This window comes from Weizmannia sp. FSL W8-0401 (genome assembly GCF_038009125.1).
GTDB classification, from domain to species: domain Bacteria; phylum Bacillota; class Bacilli; order Bacillales; family Bacillaceae_C; genus Weizmannia; species Weizmannia coagulans.
Map to the genome: position 1 here is coordinate 2,463,339 of NZ_JBBPAG010000001.1, position 20,272 is coordinate 2,483,610.

The 20,272-nt window shown below is 49.1% G+C and carries 17 protein-coding genes, 1 pseudogene and 2 other annotated features; of the genes and pseudogenes, 5 read left to right on the forward strand and 13 right to left on the reverse strand.

Annotated elements, in window-relative coordinates; all coding sequences use genetic code 11:
* Nucleotides 1–25 precede the first annotated feature (25 nt).
* Nucleotides 26–4,591, forward strand: coding sequence for a glutamate synthase large subunit (gene gltB, locus NSU00_RS12195; protein ID WP_340702886.1), 4,566 nt, complete (start codon nucleotides 26–28; stop codon nucleotides 4,589–4,591).
* Between the two features lie 289 nt (nucleotides 4,592–4,880).
* The gene (locus NSU00_RS12200) at nucleotides 4,881–6,338 is read left to right on the forward strand and encodes a glutamate synthase subunit beta (RefSeq protein ID WP_340703722.1); all 1,458 of its coding nucleotides are present in this window, start codon (nucleotides 4,881–4,883) and stop codon (nucleotides 6,336–6,338) included.
* 270 nt (nucleotides 6,339–6,608) lie between these two features.
* Here NSU00_RS12200 and NSU00_RS12205 read toward each other — a convergent pair.
* From NSU00_RS12205 to NSU00_RS12225, 5 genes and pseudogenes are all read right to left on the reverse strand, one after another.
* Nucleotides 6,609–6,791: pseudogene (locus NSU00_RS12205) on the reverse strand (IS1380 family transposase); the annotation flags it as partial.
* A 154-nt stretch (nucleotides 6,792–6,945) separates the two neighbouring features.
* Nucleotides 6,946–7,200, reverse strand: a complete 255-nt coding sequence (locus NSU00_RS12210) for a hypothetical protein (RefSeq protein ID WP_003352739.1) — start codon at nucleotides 7,198–7,200, stop codon at nucleotides 6,946–6,948.
* 33 nt (nucleotides 7,201–7,233) lie between these two features.
* Nucleotides 7,234–7,560, reverse strand: a complete 327-nt coding sequence (locus NSU00_RS12215) for a phospholipase A2 family protein (RefSeq protein WP_328014282.1) — start codon at nucleotides 7,558–7,560, stop codon at nucleotides 7,234–7,236.
* 582 nt (nucleotides 7,561–8,142) lie between these two features.
* Complete coding sequence (locus NSU00_RS12220; protein ID WP_014097362.1) at nucleotides 8,143–8,301, reverse strand: small, acid-soluble spore protein K; 159 nt, start codon at nucleotides 8,299–8,301, stop codon at nucleotides 8,143–8,145.
* 86 nt (nucleotides 8,302–8,387) lie between these two features.
* Nucleotides 8,388–9,368, reverse strand: a complete 981-nt coding sequence (locus tag NSU00_RS12225) for a metal-dependent hydrolase (protein ID WP_328014283.1) — start codon at nucleotides 9,366–9,368, stop codon at nucleotides 8,388–8,390.
* Nucleotides 9,369–9,545: 177 nt separating this feature from the next.
* Here NSU00_RS12225 and mutY point away from each other — a divergent pair, with 177 nt between their 5' ends.
* Nucleotides 9,546–10,664, forward strand: a complete 1,119-nt coding sequence (gene mutY, locus NSU00_RS12230) for an A/G-specific adenine glycosylase (RefSeq protein WP_328014284.1) — start codon at nucleotides 9,546–9,548, stop codon at nucleotides 10,662–10,664.
* Between the two features lie 209 nt (nucleotides 10,665–10,873).
* On the opposite strand, the gene NSU00_RS12235 is transcribed toward mutY, so the two are convergent.
* Nucleotides 10,874–11,191, reverse strand: coding sequence for a YfhH family protein (locus NSU00_RS12235; protein WP_013860285.1), 318 nt, complete (start codon nucleotides 11,189–11,191; stop codon nucleotides 10,874–10,876).
* Nucleotides 11,172–11,987 (reverse strand): recombination regulator RecX, encoded by an 816-nt coding sequence (recX, locus tag NSU00_RS12240; protein ID WP_340702888.1) that lies wholly within the window; start codon nucleotides 11,985–11,987, stop codon nucleotides 11,172–11,174. Before recX ends, NSU00_RS12235 begins: the two co-directional genes overlap by 20 nt.
* Nucleotides 11,988–12,074: 87 nt before the next feature.
* Here recX and NSU00_RS12245 point away from each other — a divergent pair, with 87 nt between their 5' ends.
* Nucleotides 12,075–12,197 (forward strand): YfhE family protein, encoded by a 123-nt coding sequence (locus tag NSU00_RS12245; protein ID WP_073193833.1) that lies wholly within the window; start codon nucleotides 12,075–12,077, stop codon nucleotides 12,195–12,197.
* 80 nt (nucleotides 12,198–12,277) lie between these two features.
* The gene (locus NSU00_RS12250) at nucleotides 12,278–12,460 is read left to right on the forward strand and encodes a YfhD family protein (protein WP_061566697.1); all 183 of its coding nucleotides are present in this window, start codon (nucleotides 12,278–12,280) and stop codon (nucleotides 12,458–12,460) included.
* 259 nt (nucleotides 12,461–12,719) lie between these two features.
* Here the strand turns inward: NSU00_RS12250 and trpA are convergent, their stop codons facing one another.
* The 6 genes from trpA to trpE form a co-directional block, all read right to left on the reverse strand.
* Entirely contained in the window at nucleotides 12,720–13,511 is a 792-nt protein-coding gene (gene trpA, locus NSU00_RS12255; RefSeq protein WP_340702889.1) for a tryptophan synthase subunit alpha, read from the reverse strand.
* A gap of 131 nt (nucleotides 13,512–13,642) precedes the next feature.
* Complete coding sequence (trpB, locus tag NSU00_RS12260; protein ID WP_340703186.1) at nucleotides 13,643–14,848, reverse strand: tryptophan synthase subunit beta; 1,206 nt, start codon at nucleotides 14,846–14,848, stop codon at nucleotides 13,643–13,645.
* Nucleotides 14,826–16,250, reverse strand: a complete 1,425-nt coding sequence (trpCF, locus tag NSU00_RS12265; RefSeq protein WP_340703723.1) for a bifunctional indole-3-glycerol-phosphate synthase TrpC/phosphoribosylanthranilate isomerase TrpF — start codon at nucleotides 16,248–16,250, stop codon at nucleotides 14,826–14,828. Before trpCF ends, trpB begins: the two co-directional genes overlap by 23 nt.
* A gap of 114 nt (nucleotides 16,251–16,364) precedes the next feature.
* Nucleotides 16,365–17,390 carry an anthranilate phosphoribosyltransferase gene (trpD, locus tag NSU00_RS12270; protein ID WP_340703724.1) on the reverse strand — a complete coding sequence of 342 codons (1,026 nt, stop codon included), beginning with the start codon at nucleotides 17,388–17,390 and terminating at the stop codon, nucleotides 16,365–16,367.
* The gene (locus NSU00_RS12275) at nucleotides 17,374–17,973 is read right to left on the reverse strand and encodes an anthranilate synthase component II (protein WP_340702892.1); all 600 of its coding nucleotides are present in this window, start codon (nucleotides 17,971–17,973) and stop codon (nucleotides 17,374–17,376) included. The genes trpD and NSU00_RS12275 overlap by 17 nt, the downstream gene beginning before the upstream one ends.
* Nucleotides 17,954–19,336, reverse strand: a complete 1,383-nt coding sequence (gene trpE, locus NSU00_RS12280; protein WP_340702893.1) for an anthranilate synthase component I — start codon at nucleotides 19,334–19,336, stop codon at nucleotides 17,954–17,956. Before trpE ends, NSU00_RS12275 begins: the two co-directional genes overlap by 20 nt.
* A 172-nt stretch (nucleotides 19,337–19,508) precedes the next feature.
* Nucleotides 19,509–19,758, reverse strand: a binding site (T-box leader).
* Between the two features lie 45 nt (nucleotides 19,759–19,803).
* Nucleotides 19,804–20,046 (reverse strand) — a binding site (T-box leader).
* Nucleotides 20,047–20,272 lie beyond the last annotated feature (226 nt).

Genomic DNA, 20,272 nt, shown 5'->3' on the forward strand with positions numbered 1-20,272 from the left:
CTGATGATGGAAGGAATGTGAAGCAATGAATAATCAACATTATGGACTTTACCGACCTGAATTTGAACATGATGCATGCGGCATCGGCTTTTACGCGGACATCAAGGGCCGCGCGTCTCATAAGATCATCACCACTGCTTTGGAGATGCTGAGAAGGCTGGACCACCGCGCCGGTAAAAATGCCGACGGGACAACGAGCGACGGCGCCGGTATTTCAATGCAAATCCCGCACGCGTTTTTTGAGGCCGTATGCTCCTTCACCCTTCCAAAAAAAGGGGAGTATGCAGTGGGAATGCTTTTTCTGCCGCATGATCCGCATGCTGCGGAGGACATTCTGAATGAATTCCGCATCCAGGCTGCATCACTCGGCCTTTCAGTGCCCGGTGTCCGTGAAGTTCCGGTAAATCCGGAAGTTCTTGGGCGCCAGGCGGAAGAATCGCGGCCGCACATCGTTCAGATTTTCGTTTCTTCTTCTTCAAACGATAACACGGAAGAAGCGGTTTTTCAAAGAAAGATCTATATATTGCGGAAACTGGTTGAGAACAAATTCGGTTCCTCTTTTTATGCCGCCAGTTTTTCGAACCGGACAATTGTATATAAAGGCATGCTTTCGGCGGAACAGCTCCCTCTGTTCTACACTGATCTTGCGGACGAACGGTTTCAATCGGCCCTTGCGCTGATCCACTCGCGGTTCAGCACCAATACGTTTCCCAGCTGGGAGCGGGCCCACCCGAACCGGATGATCGCCCACAACGGAGAGATCAACACCATCAAAGGGAACGTCAACTGGTTCAATGCAAAAATCGAATTGTTTGCAAACGAACTGGACCTTGGCACATTGAAAAAAATCCAACCTGTGATCAACAAAAACGGTTCGGATTCGGCGATTTTTGACAATGTCCTTGAATTTTTAACAACAAACGGCATCTCCCTTCCACATGCGATCATGATGATGGTGCCGGAGCCGTGGGAAGACAACGAAGACCTGCCGCCTTACTTAAAATCATTTTATGAATACCACAGCCAGATTATGGAACCGTGGGACGGACCGATGGCGCTCGAGTTTACGAACGGAAAACAAATCGGGGCGGTGCTTGACAGAAACGGCTTGCGCCCGGCCCGTTACTACATTACCCATGATGATAAAATCATTTTTGCATCTGAAGTCGGCGTCGTCGATGTGGAGCCGGAAAACGTCAAAGAACGGCGCCATTTAAAACCGGGTCAGCTGTTGTTCGTGGATCTTGAAAAGGGGGCCCTTATCCCGAGCGACGAACTAAAAGCACAGGTCAGCCTTGAAAAACCGTATGCAGAGCATCTCGAAGATTCAGTGATAGACCTGGAGGAAAGCCACTTTATCCCGGCTGCATCCTGTCTTGAAAAAAATGAACTGGCTTATTGGCAGACATTATTCGGCTACACTTATGAAGAATGCACAAAGTCCATCGTGCCAATGGCGCAGGAAAAGCATGAACCGATCGGGGCAATGGGCGTCGATACACCGATTGCAGTTTTATCGGAGCGCCCGCAGCTTTTGTTCCATTATTTCAAACAAAGCTTCTCGCAGGTCACGAACCCCCCGATTGATTCCATTCGCGAAGCATACGTCATATCTACGGTTACCTGGCTCGGCCCGCAAGTATCGCTTGACGGCCATGACGATACCGCCCATAAAAAAATCCGGCTGGAACACCCGTTTTTAAGCACGGCCAAATTTAACGCCATTTTAAACCAGGGAATGAAAACGGCTTTTCTTCCTGCGTACCATTCGCCGGATATCAGCCTTGACCAGGCGCTGGAACAATTGCTCAGGGAAGCGGACGAAAAAATCGGGGAAGGTGTGGAAATTTTAATTCTTTCCGACCGTGCGCAAGGCCATCGTGCCGTGCCGATCCCTTCCCTGCTTGCCGTTTCAGCCCTGCACCAGCATATGATCCGCTCCGGCACAAGGCCGAAAGCAAGCATCGTGCTGGATTCCGGTGAACCGCGGGATTCACACCATATGGCCGCTCTATTGGGCTACGGTGCCGATGCGGTACACCCGTATCTCGCACTTGAAACGATTCAAAATTTAATCGGCGAAGGGCATATCGATCTGCCGTATAAAAAAGCAAGTGAAAACTATTTAACCACCCTTAAGAAAAGCGTCGTCAAAATCATGTCGAAAGTCGGGATTACGACGATGCAAAGCTATCGCGGGGCGCAAACTTTTGAAGCGCTCGGCATTGCGGAAAGCGTCTGCGACCGCTATTTTACCGGCACCGTCTCGCAGCTTGGCGGGATCGGGCTCGCGGAAATCGGCCAGGAATCATTGAAACGTTTTGAAAAAGCGCAGAAATTGCTTTTCCAGCACAACAAAGCGCTTGATCCGGGAAGCGAGCTGCAATGGCGGAAAGACGGCGAATACCATTTGTTCAACCCGCAAATGATGTACACTTTGCAGCAGGCAGCCAGAACGAACAACAAGGAACTGTACCGCAAATTTTCGGAAACGTACCACCACGGGCCGTACGCCACGATCCGGAGCCTGCTGGCCATCGAGAGCAACCGGAAACCTGTTCCGCTGGATGAAGTGGAGCCGGTCGAATCGATTTGGAAAAGGTTTAAAACCGGCGCGATGTCGTACGGGGCATTAAGCAAAGAAGCGCACGAAGCACTCGCGATTGCGATGAACCGCATCGGTGGAAAAAGCAACAGCGGCGAGGGCGGCGAAGAAAAAGAACGCTACACGCCTGATGCGAACGGAGATTCAAGACGGAGCGCCATTAAACAGGTGGCATCCGGCCGTTTCGGCGTCACCAGCCTGTATTTAACAGATGCGGACGAAATCCAGATTAAAATGGCTCAGGGTGCGAAACCGGGCGAAGGCGGCCAGCTTCCGGGCTCGAAAGTTTATCCGTGGATTGCCGAAGTCCGCGGCTCCACTCCGGGCGTCGGTTTAATCTCGCCTCCTCCGCACCATGATATATACTCGATTGAAGACCTGGCGCAGCTGATTTACGATTTGAAAAGCGCCAACCCGCGCGCCCGCATTTCGGTAAAACTGGTGGCAAAGTCAGGCGTCGGGACCATCGCGGCCGGTGTAGCGAAAGGCCTGGCCGATACGATTTTAATCAGCGGCCATGACGGCGGCACCGGGGCGAGCCCGCAAACGAGCATCAAACATGCCGGCATGCCATGGGAACTCGGCCTTGCAGAAACCCATCAGACGCTAACGCTGAACGGCCTGCGTGACCGTGTCGTACTGGAAACAGACGGTAAACTGATGACCGGGCGTGATGTCGTCATCGCCGCCTGCCTTGGCGCCGAAGAATTCGGGTTTTCCACTGCCCCGCTTGTTGTCCTCGGCTGTATCATGATGCGCGCCTGCCATCTTGATACATGCCCGGTCGGCGTGGCCACGCAAAATCCGAAGCTGCGCGCCAAATTCATGGGCAAACCGGAATATGTTGTCAACTATATGCGGTTCATCGCAGAAGAGGTCCGCGAAATATTGGCTGAATGCGGCTACCGCAGCCTTGATGAACTTGTCGGCGAAACCGGCTTGCTGAAAGTGAAAGATGAGGTTAAAAACCATTGGAAAGCGAAACAGCTTCATTTTGATAAATTACTGTTTAAAGCGGGTGATACACCATTTGCTGTGCAAGGCAAAACGGCGCAAAACCATAAACTGGAAGAACGCTTTGACAGCCGTGAATTGGACCATTTATCCGTATCCGTCCGGAACAGGCAGCAAACAGCGGTCACCTTGCCTGTGCGCAATACCGACCGGGCAATCGGTACCACTTTGGGCCATATCATTACAAAAACATACGGTGACGAAGGGCTGCCGGAAGATTTTATCCACATTCATCTGCACGGTTCAGCAGGGCAAAGCCTCGGCGCCTTTATTCCAAAAGGCCTAACACTGAACCTTGAAGGAGATGCCAATGACTATGTTGGAAAGGGATTATCGGGCGGAAAAATCGTTGTGAAGCCGGTTGCCGGATGGATCCGGCACGAAGAACAGGCCATCATCGGAAACATCGCCTTTTTCGGGGCCACATCGGGCGAAGCGTATATCCGCGGAACAGCCGGCCAGCGTTTCTGTGTCCGTAACAGCGGCGTACATGCCGTTGTCGAAGGCATCGGAGACCACGGCTGCGAATACATGACCGGCGGACGCGTTGCCGTGCTCGGCCCGATCGGCAAAAACTTTGCGGCCGGGATGTCCGGCGGGATTGCCTACATTTATACCGGCGCAATGGGCGAAGATGAAGTTTTATCCCGGATCAACCAGGAACTTGTCAGCATTGAAGGTGTGGATTCTGATGAAGATATGCGCGAACTTTATCATATGATCCAGAAACATTATCAATACACCGGCAGCCCTGTTGCCAAACGGATTTTGAAAAATTGGGAGCTGTCCCTGCATCAGTTTATCAAGATTGTTCCACGCGAATACAAAGCGATGATGGAACTCATCCAGTACTTTCTGGATCAGCAAATGCCGCTTGATGAAGCGAGGCTTGCCGCTTTTGAATATAAAAAATCCGGAAAGCATCTGCCGGAAATTGAAAAAGAAAAAGCTTTCCCGACAGAAGTAAAGTAGACGGGTAAATCCATCAGGAAGCGTCCGGATGGATTTACAGGATTGTGTGTGGATTGAAACGAAAAAAACGGAGACCTATCATGTCCCGGCAGCGGCCGGATAAGAAGCACAAAGATGGCTGCTTTTTAAGAAAAAGGCATCGCACGCAAATTTTCCGGAAGAAAGCCGGATTGTACTGCCCGGGCCATTTTCGTAATAGCAGGTTTTATCCAAAACAGAAAAAAGCTGAAATTGTACGGCATCTATATCCCTCCGGCAGCGGCCGGGTGATTTGTGAGGAGTGTGAGACATGCGCGGAACGACAGATTTTATTGAACAGAAACGCGAAAAACCGAAAGAACTGGATGCCGCAAAGCGGGTGGCTACTTGGAAAGAATATGTGCAGCCTTTCCCGGAAGAAAAATTGAGAACGCAGGCATCCCGCTGCATGGAATGCGGCACCCCGTTCTGCCAGATGGGGGAACTGATCGGCAGGCAAACGAGCGGCTGCCCTTTGTATAATTTAATTCCGGAATGGAACACCCTTGCCGCCCAGGGAAAATGGGAAGAGGCCTACCAGCGTTTGCTTTTAACCAATAATTTCCCGGAATTCACATCGCGCGCCTGCCCGGCACCATGCGAAGGCTCGTGCACAGCCGGGCTGGTCAGTGAACCTGTCACCATTAAAAGCATTGAAAGAGCCATCATTGACCGTGCCTGGGAAGAAGGCTGGATCAAGCCGAGAATCCCGCTGAAACGGAACGGCTTAAAAGCAGCCGTTGTCGGAAGCGGGCCGGCCGGATTGACGGCAGCTGACGATTTAAACCAGGCAGGCTACGATGTTACCGTCTTTGAAAAAGAAGACCGTTTTGGCGGGCTGCTCATGTACGGGATTCCGAATATGAAAATTGAAAAGCAGTATGTAGAGCGCAGAGTGGACCTGTTGCAGGCGGAAGGGATCACGTTTAAAGCCAATACAGAAATTGGCAAAGACATCACGCTTGCAGAACTGGAGGCTGCTTTTGACGCCGTCCTGCTTTGCATCGGCGCGGAGAAACAACGTGACATGGACATTCCGGGGCGTGATTTAAAAGGCATCTACCCGGCAATGAAATATTTGAAAGCCAGCACAAAACATCTGCTTGACCATGGAGAAAACGGTGAACCGCAAATTTCGGCAAAAGGGAAAAAAGTGATTGTCATTGGCGGCGGCGATACCGGTGCGGACTGTGTGGCAACCGCAATCCGGCAAGGGTGCAAGAGCGTTGTACAGTTCGGAAAACACGGAGAACTGCCGAAAGAACGCCCGGAACACGAACCATGGCCGGTGAACCCTTCCCTGTTCACGCTGGATTATGCATATGAAGAATCATTTAAAGTGTTTGGAGAAGATCCGCGGCAATACTATATCCAAACCACAGCATTTCTCGGTAATGATAACGGCGAAGTAACAGGGCTCGCCACCGTGCCGTTTTCGGATCATCGGGGAGCAGAACAGCAAGTCTGGGATGCGGATCTTGTGCTGATCGCCATCGGATTCCAGGGTGTCGATGATGCCAAATCAGCCGGCATCGAACTTCAAAACGGGCTGATTCAAACCTTGCCCGGAAGTTTCCGGACAAACCGGGAAGGCATTTTTGCCGCCGGCGATGCGAAACGCGGCGCAAGCCTAATTGTCTGGGCAATGCAGGAAGGAAAAAAAGCCGCAAAAGAAATAGACCTGTATCTCTCACAAAAAAACAAGGCGGCCTGCCAGCCATCTGCATAAAAAATGGCCCCAAGCAAAAGCTTGGGGTTTTTTGTTGAGTTGTATGGATGGCTTTATGCCTTACGGTTCCTGTTTTTTTGTCCTTCATAGCGGTTAAACGTAAAAGGGGCATAAATTTCATAAAGCCAATTCAAATATTAATTCTCATCGTGAATAAGTCTGACGTCTAGGCAACATCCTAATCAGACCATCTATGATCAAAATAGCGCTCCATATAACAAATATTAAGTTAAATTGCGGACTTTTATAAATTGGAATCCAATCATAAATTGGGCTTAGCACACCGTTTAAGCAAAGATGGGATTTTCCTTCAAAAACGAGAAGGGGGTGGTAGCTTTTTCTGCCCGGCTTATGGGGGTTCACCCCGATTTTCGCTCCCTCCTGGTTTCCATAAACCGTTTCGACACTTGAATCAAAGTCAAGAATGAGATTGGAATCCAGCCACGGTTTGATGCACGCTTTAGCGTGCTTCGGCGGAGCCGAAAGAGCCTCGCAGAGCCCACACTTTGCATCGCAAAGGTTTAGCCCCCACACGACTAGCCAGCTACCTCCCCAAAACAAGGGAAAACAAAAAGAACACACTTCTACTTAAGTGTGTTCTCAAAAACTAAAATAATTGAGTTGTTAAGAAATCTAAAAGATAACCAAAAAACATTACTAGAAAAAAACTAAAGAATGTTATGGTATTACCTATGATTAAAACTTTAGATTTTATACTTACCGCGAGAAGAAGCCCAATACCGGAAAAAACAAATGTTAAAATCCATAAAAATGATGGTTGTTGAAATACAATATTAGGTACCCAAAGCAATAAGGAAATAATTATCGTAATTGTAGCTAGAATTTTAATAATAGTATCCATATACTCCCTCCTTGCTTATACGTTTACCTTTCACTAAATAGGAACACAAAGAGTATTTTTGAAATAGGTTTTTATTGCAACAGCAGCAGCCTTTTCTTTAAGCTTCATTTTACTAAAGTGCTTATCTATATAATTAACAAGAGCTTTATCACAAGCGCAGCTGAAATAATGTCTGTCACCATAACATTTGTCATGTGCTTTACAACCAGCATCTAGTACATCTTTAGGTTTACCACTGCCATAACCAGGTCCACACCAATTTCCCCAAACTGGTATACTTATTTTAGCTTTTTTAATCGTTTTCTCGTTTGTTTGATCATCGGAATAATTAATCATTTGATCACTTATTTGATTAACCATGGTACCTATACCTGCTTCATTGCCGAATAGTAAAGCCGCTCCGTATCAAACAGCAGCCCATCCATATCAAAGATTACAAGTTTTACATCTTTCAATTAACCATCATCCCCTTTCTTGTCCTCTTATCCTCCTAATAGTATATGTAAAAAAACAAACATTCATTCAAACAAATGCCTTCCAATTTAAGGAAACCATTTGACATTGAGAGAAAATTTCGTCACGGATTCAGGTCTCTTTTTTTGGGAAATGAATTGAGTGATATTATCTGCATTACTGTGGGGTTTGAGTAACATTTTGGATTATCGACTTATGCGGTTTTTTTACAGTGTAAGTGCTTTCGATAAAAATTATAGTCTACGAGATTTTTCCTGTCAAGAATTTTTTTAATAGTGAATTTAATAACATGTTTTTAGTTATTGCATAAAAATAAATCCAAGCACGTGCCATTTTGGCTTTTATCCTTAGTAAAAAACTTGCAGCCAGTGGCCAAAAGGAGTGCGGTCCCCGGGCGAAATGCCATTTACAACGCTATTGTTTTGAAAAAGCAGAGGCTGCCGGTACAATCCCGGCAGCCCCTTTCTGTCAAGACTCTCCGCGGCGGCCGGATGCGTGCATGCGTTCTTGCGGGTGCGTGTTGGTTGTGCCGTCCGCGCGTTTCGAAGCATATTCAGCTTTTGCCCGCGGCTTGCCTTCATATACATTGTCATGATGGTACGGGAACCCTTTTTCTTTATTCCGCATGTTAACGCCCTCCTTAACAAAATAACCGGTGGGGAATGGCCCCCGCACCGGTTATTTTGCGCGTTTTCAGACGGAAAACCCGCGCCTTATCTTGGTACAACATCAAGTTTTTTCTTCAGCTTTTCTTTATTAAAAATCCAGCCGGTATAAGAACCGGTTATTTCCAGATCTTCATTCAATTTCACAACAGCAACAAACGGATAATGCCCGTTTTTCCGGTAGCGGAGGTCAGTAAAGCGGACTTCCCAGCCGTTATCAAGCTCTTTGATCTGCCAGTTATAGACAGGGGAAAAGCTTAAGAAAGCTGACAAATTTTTATCCTGCTTTGCCGCTTCAATAATTTCATTTTCCGGTACCGGAAGCCGTTTGAATTTGTCCAGAATGGTGACCGCCGACTTAAATGCGGATGCAACATAGTAGGCATCTTTCGTTCTTACGGCAATCTTCCATTGGTGAAAACGGACAGTCGGGGAAATAATGATTCTTTCCGCATCCGGAATCCTGGCCAGCACGGCTTTTTTTACATCGTGACGTGCCGCGAATCTGGCGATATAATATAAAAATATGAAGATGTACATGGCCAGAAAAGTCGGCCCCGGCTGCGCCCCGAACAACCAGGCGGCAATGCCGATCACATGGATGGTGAAAATGAAAGGGTCAAATGTATTGATCACGCCGAGCGCGACCCATTTATATGAGAACGGCCGCAATGCCTGTGTCCCGTACGCATTAAAGATATCGACGAACACATGCAGAAAAACAGCCAAAAAAGACCAAAGCCATAAATGAAGCGCATCCGTTCCAGGGAAAAAGATGCTGAGCACAGCTGTAATGGCAAGCGGCCACAGCAAGACGGCGGGAACAGAATGTGTAATGCCGCGGTGGTTGCGAATATAAACCGCATTATTTTTAAATTTAAGCAAAGTATCGATGTCTGGTGCCTGTGAACCTAAAACCGTGGCAATGAGAACGCTGTGAAAATGAACCGCATCTTGTGCGACCACAGGGTCCAACGTTGCCAAACCTCCAAGTGCAAATCCCATAACAACATGGGTTCCTGTATCCAATCTTATTCCTCCTAAAAATGGTTCTGGCTCCTTGTTAAAGCGCTTATTTCTTTCATATGCCTTCATCATATGGTAAATTAAAAAGAATTGCAATAGACAAAAGCGGCCATTCAGGATTTCCTAATTGTATTTTTCCCGTTCATAAATGTTATAGCAATCATTTGGGGGAGTTAAACATTGAAAAATTTGCCAATCGACGACTTTGATATACAATCTTTTCAAGAGGATCTGATCTCCTGGTTTGAGAGGGAACAGCGGAAACTTCCGTGGCGGGAGGACCGCGACCCGTATAAAATTTGGGTATCGGAAATCATGCTGCAACAGACAAGGGTGGACACTGTCATCCCCTATTTCCGGCGCTTTATGGAAAAATTTCCGACACTTGAAGCGCTGGCGGATGCCGGTGAAAACGAAGTGCTAAAAGCGTGGGAAGGGCTCGGCTACTATTCGCGCGTCCGGAATTTGCACGCTGCTGTAAAAGAAGTGAAGGAACATTACGGCGGCATGGTTCCGGACACGCCGGAAGAAGTTTCAAAGCTAAAAGGCGTAGGGCCATATACGGCCGGAGCGATTTTGAGCATTGCATACGGCTTGCCGGAACCGGCTGTGGACGGCAATGTGATGCGGGTGCTGGCAAGAATTTTATCAATATGGGAAGACATTGCAAAGCCTTCTGCAAGAAAGGTTTTTGAAGAAGCCGTCCGCAAGCTGATTTCCCGGGAGAATCCGTCTTTTTTTAATCAGGCTTTAATGGAACTCGGGGCGCTCGTTTGCACGCCGAAATCGCCGTCATGCCTACTTTGCCCGGTCCGGGAGCATTGCCGGGCGTTTGCAGAGGGAACCATTGATGAGCTGCCTGTGAAATCAAAAGGGAAAAAGCAGAAACAGATCCGGCTTCAGGCAGCCGTTTTGCAAGATGAAGACGGGCGCATTTTGATCCATAAGCGTCCGGATAAAGGGCTGCTTGCAAATATGTGGGAATTTGTTCAAGTGGAAGAAAGTGCCGTTTTGCCGGCAAGACAGGTGCTGAAGGACTATCTTGGAGAAATTTTTAAAATTGAAGCAGCGCTTGAAACCGAACATTTTACGGAAATACGCCATGTTTTTACCCATTTAATTTGGGATATTCGGGTGTACCGCGGGAGAATATTAAACCAGGTGCAGGAAACGGATGAATTAAAATGTGTGCCTCCAAGGGAGATTGAAACGTTTGCATTTCCTGTGCCCCATCAAAAAATTTGGAAAGCCTTCCGGGAACAGGTGAAAAGCGAAAAGGTGAAGGACATCAAAGGATAGGCTTCGTTTCAAAATGTCTTTCATAACCGGGATGAAAGACAAAAGGGGGTGAGCACACTTTCGTCTTTTTGCACCTCTGTAAAAAGACATTCCCGCGACAAGCGCGCTGTTGGCCCTTAAATCCTTTAAAACCATTTCGCCCGGCAACGCGCCCCCTTTTAACCCTGTAAACGACCTCCCAGCCGGCGGCAAAGACGCCCAATAAGCTTTCAATCCACCAGTTTCAGCATCGAAATCGGGAGGGCTTCGATCGGTTTGCCGCCGCTGACCCGGTAACCCCAGGCAAAGACGCCGTCGATATAATCAATTTTAAAATAGGCGCCGGGGTCTCCTTCAATTTCATAAATTTCCCCTTTTTGAAAAGAAGCCGGGTCCAGCAAATACGACTTTGCCATCGCAATTTTCCGCTCGAGCACGGCAAACTCATTCACAATACCAAGTTGTTCGGCCTTGCGCGCTTTTTCCGTCAATTGTGCAATCTCCTGCTTTAACTCATACTCGCTCATTTCACTGTATCTTTTTTCCATCTCCATCCCCCTCTTCCCGCAAGTAGCGGTCTATTAAATCAACCGGGAACCCTTTCCGGTATAAAAACTGCTTCATTTTTTGCCTGTAGGCGGATCCCGAAAACTTTCCGTATTTGCGCTTTGCTTTTTCCGCATGCTGAAGAAGGGCTTCCCACTCTGCTTCTTCATCCTTTTCAACATGAAGCGCCGCCATCGCAGCGGAAATCACTTCAGGCGGATAGCCTTTTACTGTAAGCCCCTGCTTCACTTTTTGTTTTAAAAGCTTCTCCGACAACCGGGCATGCTGCCTGGAAAGCTTTTCTGCCAGGACAAGGGCGTGTTCCACTTGCTGATCAGCATCAAAAATTTCAAGCGCCCTTTCGATCAGCTCCGGTGGAATGCCTTTTTGCTGAAGTTCCCTTTCAATGACAACAGGCCCTTTATGGGTTGTATTCATTTGTGTCCGCACGAAACTTGCGGCAAATTCCGCATCATCAAGATACTGCATTTCATAAAGCTTTAATATGACACTCCGGATGACTTCCGGCGCAAATTCCTTTTTTATCAAATCATCACGCACTTCTTTTTCCGACCGCATCCGGTAGGAAAGAAAATGGATGGCGGTATTGACGCCTTTCCGGATATCATCCTCGGCAAGGATTGCTTCAATATCAAGCTCATCCAATTCTTTCCCCTTTAAAAGCTGGTACCGTGCCAGCACTTCTTCATCAACACTGAACCGGTACTGGCCGTCAAGAAAAATATTGTAACGTTCTTTATTGTTTTTTTGAACCGAGATTTTTGTAATGACCGGCACACGCAACCCTCCCTTGTCTATTTTACCATTGAAAGTGTAGAAAGCGGTATTACCGGGAACAATAATCCAAAAAAGGAGGTTTTGCGAATGCCGAAAGATAAAAAAGTTCAGACGAAAAGCACATTAAGAAGCATGCAGGAAGTGACTTACCAGCACGAATTTAAAAAAGCCGACCGGGCCGGAGGATACACGGACAGAGGGCGCAAATAATTACCTGTTTAAGAAAAACCTTTTACGCAAAAAGTAGTTTTGCGGAGGCAACCGCAAACTGCTTGAAAGGGGTTTTTTAAATGGGCCGCGGGCATCAGCATAAAACACGCGATAAAAATAAAGCAACATTGCCGCAAGTACCGAAGAACATGAAAATAGACGGGAAAGACATTGAATATTCGAGGGAACTCGCAGACGGGGAAGACTTGGAAGCACAGGCCCGTTCCGAGGCTGCGGAAAAAAGAGCGAAAAACAGGCGGTAACATAAAAACGGGCGGCCTTTCCATGAGGCCCCCGTTTTTTGTGGATGATGTGCATAAACCTTTCAATGCCTTTATTGCCAATACGATTGGATGTGCATAAATTTGTGCACATTTTTCGTGTATAAAATGTGGATATTGTGGATAACCAGCAAAATCCCTTTTCTTTACCTGCCCGGGATGTGTATAAACCTGTGGGAAACCCGGTTGCAGCATGGACGCCTGTGTGCGCAACCGGTTCGGCGCGTGCGTCCAGGCATTTTTACAGCTGGTTTGGTGCTGCTTGTTGCTTTGCGCTTTCCACAAGCGCACGGATTTTTTCCGTTTCCCCGCGCTGGAAGAGCTCGATGATTTTGCTCCCGGCCACAACGCCGCTGCAGTAGCGGGTTAAACGGCGGACTTGCCCCGGGCTGGAAACGCCAAAGCCGGCGAGAACAGGTACCCGGCTGATGCTTGATAAGAAAGCCAGGTAATCCTCGATATTGTCGTGAAAACTTGTGCGGGTGCCGGTTGTGCCGGTGACCGTAACAGCATACAGAAACCCTTCAGAGCGGGAGGCGATTTTCTTAAGCCGGTCTTTCGGGCTTGTAATCGCAGCCAGCCGGATGAGCGCCAGGCCGCATTTTGCCAGTTCTCCGGCAATTACCTCTTCTTCCTCGATTGGCAAATCCGGAATAATCAGCCCGTCAACACCGGCATCCGCGCAGTCTGCTGCAAATTTTTCCAGACCAAAGGCAAAAACCGGGTTAAAATACGTCATGAGAATAACCGGAACTTGCCTCGGATGGGTTTTTAAATGGCCCAGCACTTTTTTCATGGTTGTGCCTGCTTTAAAAGCGCGGAGTCCAGCCGCCTGGATGACCGGGCCGTCCGCGACCGGGTCGGAAAACGGGATACCAAGTTCAATTGCCGTTGCCCCGCAAGCTTCTAAAAATGCAAGCCTTTTTTCCGTCTCTTCCATTCCGCCGTCCCCCGCCATAATATAAGGGACAAATGCTTGATCACCGCGTGCAAGAACCGATTCAAACTGTGCTTCCAATTTTTGTTTACCCATTGTTTTCTCCTCCAAACAAGCGGCTGGCCGCTTATCTATCTTTGTCCCCGCGCCCTGACAGGCAAACGGTAAACGTTTTTGCCGGTCTCGGCGCAAAATCGGTGGCATATACGTTTTCCAGTTCCGGAATTTTACCCATTGTTTTTCCCTCCAAGCAAATGGCTGGCCGCTTCTACATCTTTGTCCCCGCGCCCTGACAGGCAAACGGCGATCGTTTCGTCTTTCCCCATTGTTTTTGCCACTTTCAGCGCAAAACTGATGGCATGTGCGCTTTCGAGTGCCGGGATAATGCCTTCTGTTCTCGAAAGCAGGCGAAATGCATCTAATGCTTCATCGTCGTTCACAGACGTATACGTAACCCGGCCCGTTTCTTTTAAATAACTGTGTTCCGGCCCGACTCCCGGATAATCAAGCCCGGCCGATACCGAATAAGCTTCCTGGATTTGCCCGTCATCATTTTGCAGCAAATACGTTTTCATGCCATGAAGCACGCCGAGTTTGCCGTCACTTAAAGACGCCGCGTGCTTTCCGGTTCCAAGGCCGGCACCGCCCGCTTCCACACCGAACAATTTTACGGCCTTATCTTCCACAAACGGATAAAACATGCCGATCGAATTGCTGCCGCCGCCGACACAGGCGACAACTGCATCGGGAAGTCTGCCTGTCTGTTCTGTAATCTGTTTTTTCGTTTCTTTTCCAATCACACTTTGGAAATCGCGGACAATTTGCGGAAACGGATGAGGGCCGACTGCTGACCCCATAATATAGTGCGTGTCTTCCACATGGGCAACCCAGTAGCGGAGTGCCTCGTTAACCGCATCCTTCAATGTGCCGCTGCCCTGCGCCACACTTTCGACCTTTGCGCCGAGCAATTCCATTCTGAATACATTGAGCTTTTGCCGGCGGATGTCTTCTTCCCCCATAAAAATCATGCATTCAAGCCCGAGCAATGCGCACACGGTTGCTGTTGCCACCCCGTGCTGGCCGGCGCCCGTTTCAGCAACGACTTTCTTTTTTCCCATTCTAAGCGTTAGCAGTGCCTGGCCGACTGTGTTGTTGATTTTATGCGCGCCGGTATGATTCAAATCTTCGCGTTTCAGGAAAATTTTCGGGCCGCCGCCAAGCTTTGTTAAGTTTTCTGCAAAATAAAGCGGGGTTTCACGGCCGACATACTGCTTTAGCAGTTTCTCCAATTCTCTATGAAAAGCCGAGTCGTTCATGGCTTCATGATAAGCCTGTTCGAGTTCGTTTACAGCCGGCATCAGGGTTTCCGGCACGAATCTCCCCCCGAAAGTCCCGAAACGGCCGTTTGTATCAGGCAGTTTGTATGTTTGCATCATTGTCACGCTCCTCTAATTTTTGAAATGCTTTTCTTGCTGCTTGCACAAAGGCTTTGATTTTATCCGGGTCTTTTTCCCCGTTTGTTTCCACCCCGCTTGAAACGTCGACGATATGCGGCCGGACAGCAAGGATCGCGGCTTCGGCATTTTCCGGTGTGAGCCCGCCGGCAAGCACTACCGCCCGCTCATCCGATAGCGCCTTTGCCAGTTCCCAGTCAAACGCCTTTCCGTTACCGCCGCGGTATTTGCCGCCGGCACTGTCCAAAAGCACCAGATCGCACCGATAATGGTGTATCGCTTCGAGATCAGCATCTGTCCTTACCGGGAAAGCCTTGATCACCGGATAAGGCATTTGCGCGGCGTCCTCTGCTGTTTCATCGCCGTGCAGCTGCAGGTAATCGAGCCCGACCCGCTCTGCAATTTCCGCCATTTTTTCGGGAGATTCATTAACGAATACGCCCACTTTTTCGACATGTTCCGGCAACGCTTTTGCAATCTGTGCCGCCTTTTCTGGTGTAATCTTCCGTTTGCTTTCGGCAAAGACAAAGCCGATCATGTCCGCCCCCGCGCAGACAGCCGCCCGGGCCGCTTCAAGCGTGCGAATGCCGCAAATCTTTACCTTCCTTTTTTCCGGGACACCGGCCAGCTTTTTCATTGCCGTTTGCGGGTCGTTTGTGCGCATAAGCGTTTCTCCGACTAAAATCCCTTTTGCCCCGGCATGTTCAGCGCGAACGACATCTTTCCGGGTGCGGATGCCACTTTCACTGATCACCAGTACATCCGGATTTGAGATTTTTGGCGCAAGCTTTTCGGCAACGCCGAGATCAACTTCAAACGTCTTTAAATTGCGGTTGTTGATGCCGATGATCCGGGCCCCAGTTTTAACAGCGGTTTCCAGTTCCGCTTCATTGTGCACTTCAAGCAGCACTTCAAGGCCGGCGCCCCGGGCATAATCGTACAGCTGGCGGAGCCTTTCGGGGGAAAGAGCCGCTGCGATCAGGAGAATTACGCTTGCACCATATGCTTTTGCCCGGTCGATCTGGATTTCGTCGATGATAAAATCTTTACAGAGAACCGGAAGCCGGACTGCATCGCTTACGGCTTTCAAATCTTCCACCGATCCTTTAAAAAAGATTTCGTCCGTTAAAACGGAAATGGCGCCGGCGCCTGCTTTTTCGTAGGCAAGCGCCTGCCGGATTGGATCCACGGCCGTCCGGATATCCCCTTTTGACGGGGAGGCCCGCTTGATTTCCGCAATAATGCTTGTTTTTTCAGACTGCATAAAAGTTTCATAAAGGGACGGGGCTTTGCGCACATTTGTGGCAAAAGCCTTTCCAGCACCTTTTATACGGGCCACTTCTTTCTCTTTTTCGGCTAAAATCTTTTCCAAAAACGCCATTCAAATCGCCTCCTGTGTGAGTTTCAGGCTTATTTCAATAAGTGCGTGCAGTTCACACCCTGAAATTGCTCTTCTCGTTTCTTTTCCGGGTAAAAATGTTTCGGAAATTGCCATTCAAATCGCTTCTTGCGTGAGTTTCCGGCTCGCTTCAATGAGTGCGTGCAGTTTTTCAAGTGCTGCGCCCGAACGGATTGCCTGCTCCGCAATTTGGATCCCTTCTTTTACCGTCTCTGCCCGCCCTGCAGCAAAGAGCGCAAGCCCGGCATTGAAGAGCACCGTATCACGATAAGCACCTTTTTCCCCCTTTAATACTGACAGCAAAATATCGCTGTTTTTTTGCGCATCGCCGCCGCGGATCGCTTCAAGCGGGTAATACGGCAAACCGACTTGTTCCGGCGTCAGCGTAAACGTGGTAATTTTCCCGCCGTCGAGCAGCGCAAAATGGTTTTCCCCCGATAAAGATGCTTCATCAAGATAGCCGGCGCCATTGACAACGAGCGCGCGTTTTCTGCCAAGGCGGCCGAGTACTTCTGCCATTGTCCTGAGCATATCGCGTCGGTACAGCCCGAGCAGTTGTGTTTCCAGGTTCATCGGGTTTGTGAGCGGGCCGATCAGGTTAAAAATCGTCGGAATCCGCAAATCTTTCCGGATTTTCATCATTTTTCCGAGGGCCGGATGGACATTCGGGGCAAACAGGAAGACGATGCCGATTTCTCTCAGCAAGCCTTCAATTTCTTCCGCCGGGAAAGACAAGGAAATCCCGAGCTTCTCTAGGACATCGGCGCTCCCGGTCTGGCTTGAGACGCTGCGATTGCCATGTTTGGCAACTTTCACGCCGCTTGCCGCCAGCACAAACGCGGAGGTCGAGCTGATGTTAAAACTGTGGCTGCCGTCCCCGCCCGTCCCGCAGTTGTCCATAAGCCCTGGAACGTTGCATGGAACCGGCACGGCTTTTTCACGGATCACTTCGACCAGCCCGGCAATTTCTTCCGCCGTTTCGCCTTTACATTTCAAGGCGGCTAAAAATGCGCCCATCTCCCCTTCTGTCACTTCATCAGAAAACAGTGCGCGAGAGGCTTCCCGCATTTCTTCAACCGTCAGCCCTTCTTGTGCCAAAATTTTTTCAAGATACGGTTTCAACTTTCTCATCCTTTCTGATTTCGCGTAAAAAGTTTTCAAGCATCTGTTTACCGGTTTCCGTCCCGATCGACTCGGGATGAAACTGGACGCCGAAACACGGGGCGGATTGATGTTGAATGGCCATGATTTCGCCGTCATCAAGAGACTCGGCAACCACTTCCAGAACTTCCGGGATCTTTGTCCGGTCCATGACAAGCGAGTGGTAGCGCATCACTTCGACCGGATCCGGCTGCCCGCTGAAAATTCCTTTCCCGCCATGGCGTACAAGGGAAGTTTTGCCATGTTTGATTTCTTTTGCTTTTGTGATCCCTGCCCCGAAAGCTGCGGCAATTGCCTGATGGCCGAGACAGACGCCGAGCAGCGGGATTTGCCGGTAAAATGTTTTGACAGTTTCAATGGAAATGCCGGCATCTTCCGGCACGCCGGGCCCCGGTGACAGTACAATCGCTTCCGGCTTGAGCCTTCTGATTTCATCTATGGTGATCCGGTCATTGCGGAACACCCTTACTTCCTCCCCAAGTTCGCATAAATACTGGTACAAGTTGTAAGTGAACGAATCATAGTTATCGAGCAATAAAATCATGCGTCTGTACCTCCAGAATCGATCTCGCCTTGTTGAGCGTTTCTTCATACTCTTTTTCCGGATCGGAATCGTACACAATGCCCGCGCCCGACTGCAAATAAGCGGTGTTGTCTTTAATCAGGAGCGAGCGGATGGCGAGCGCAAAGTCAATGTCGCCGTTCAGGTTGATATAGCCGACCGCTCCCGCGTACATGCCGCGCTTCAAGCTTTCCAGACTGTTGATGATTTGCATCGCGCGGATTTTCGGCGCACCTGATACCGTGCCGGCCGGGAGACAGGAGATGAGCGCGTCAATTCCGCTAAAACCGTCCCGCAATTTTCCTCGTACTTCCGAAACGATGTGCATCACATGCTGGAACCGCTCGACTTCCATATATTTTTGCACCCGGATGCTTCCGGGCTCGCACACCCGGCCGAGGTCGTTCCGGCTCAAATCAACGAGCATTTTATGTTCGGCAAGTTCTTTTTCATCGTGTAAAAGCTCGTTTTCAAGGCGCTCATCTTCTTCTAAGGCATTGGCGCGCGGGCACGTTCCCGCAATCGGGTTCGTATATACCACACGCCCCTTCGTTTTGATCAGGCTTTCCGGCGATGCCCCGAGGACGACATAGCCGCCGAAGTCGAGATAAAACATATACGGGGACGGGTTCGCTTTCCTTAACTTCCGATAAAAATAGAACGGGTCGTGTGAGAGCGTCCCTTTCATGCGCTGTGACAGGACAACCTGGAAAATGTCCCCGTTTTCGATATGCTGTTTTGCGGTTTCGACCATCTTCATAAATGCCTGCTTTTGAATGGCCGGGGCAAAATCAACCGGGCCATAGTCGACAAATGGTTCTGCGCTCGTCTGCTGGCGAATCGCTTTTTCCATTGCCGCAAGATTTTTTTCTATTGCTTCTCCGTCTTCCCCGGTTGAAACAAGGTAGACGGTCTGGCTTTTATGGTCGTAAACAGCTATGTTTTGGTACAGCATCAAATGCAGATCCGGAATTCCTGTTTCATCTTCCGGCACATAGCCGATCTCTTCATACTGGCGGATGGCGTCATAGCCGATATAGCCGACCGCCCCGCCGTAAAACGGAAAAGGAAGCTGAATGCCAAGACGCGGCAACAGATCTTTGACAAGATCGAGCGGCTTTCCTTTTTTTATTTCGCGCCGCCCCGTCATCCGGTCAATCACTTCCAGCTCATCGTCCCGCCCGATGAACGCTTTTACCGGATCAGCCCCGATAAAAGAAAACCGGCCGTTGCTGTCATTTGGCAGCGAACTTTCGAACAAAAACTTGCATTTTCCTCTCAGCCTCGTAAAAATCATGACCGGCGTTAACACATCACCGTTTAGCTTAACCATTTTGTATTGCATCCGTCCGCTCTCCTTTTTTATTGAAATGGTAACTAGCAGGCCGTCTTTCGCGCTCCGGCTCTTCACCTCTGCACCGGCTGTATATCCTTCGCTTAACAGGCGGGTTCCGATCACAGATCCCGGGTCCCGGCTAAATAAAAAACGTCCTCTGCCCGCAGCTAGATGCTGCAGGACAGAGGACGTTTTCCAACGCGGTGCCACCTCTCTTGAAAGGATTTAAAACCTTTCCGCTCATTCGGGTACGGAGCAAGCCACTCTTTATACCCTATCCCTGTAACGGGGGAAGCCGTATTTCCCTACTGCACCGTTCAGGAAACCTCTCGTAAGCCCATTCTGCAAAGGCAGTTCGTGCCGGACTCCCACCCGCGCCGGCTCTCTGGAACGCTTGCCATTTGCATACTCTTCTTACTCAGCGATTTTCTTTTATGGAATTTTTTAACGGAACGCAAAAAGGGTTCCCAATCCATGTAAAGGACGGGGAACCCGCGGTGCCACCTTTATTGGCTTGATCAGCCCGGCTTTGACGGTATCAGGGAAAAACCGTAATACCTGCCTTTTGTAACGATAAGGCATTCGCCAAAGCCTACTCCGGAATCGTTTCGGTTTGAAAGCTCGGAAGCCCATTCGCCTGCACGTCATCACCGGTTCGCACCACCCACCGGCTCTCTTCGGAATCCATACAGGTTACTCTTCTTCTTCATCGCCTGAAAAATGTTTCATTGATTGATTATTATCTTAATGCTGAAAATAAGAATTGTCAACCTTCATTTCAAAAAATTTTTTATTTTTTTCAGCCCATTTTTCCAAGTAACATTTGGCGGACAAACCTTGTCTTTCTTGTGAAAAAGTGGCTTAGCCTGCCCGGGAAAAAATACGCGAAAGGGCACGCATGGCCACTTCGTTCGAAGAAGGGGTCCGGTTAGGACATTTTACTTT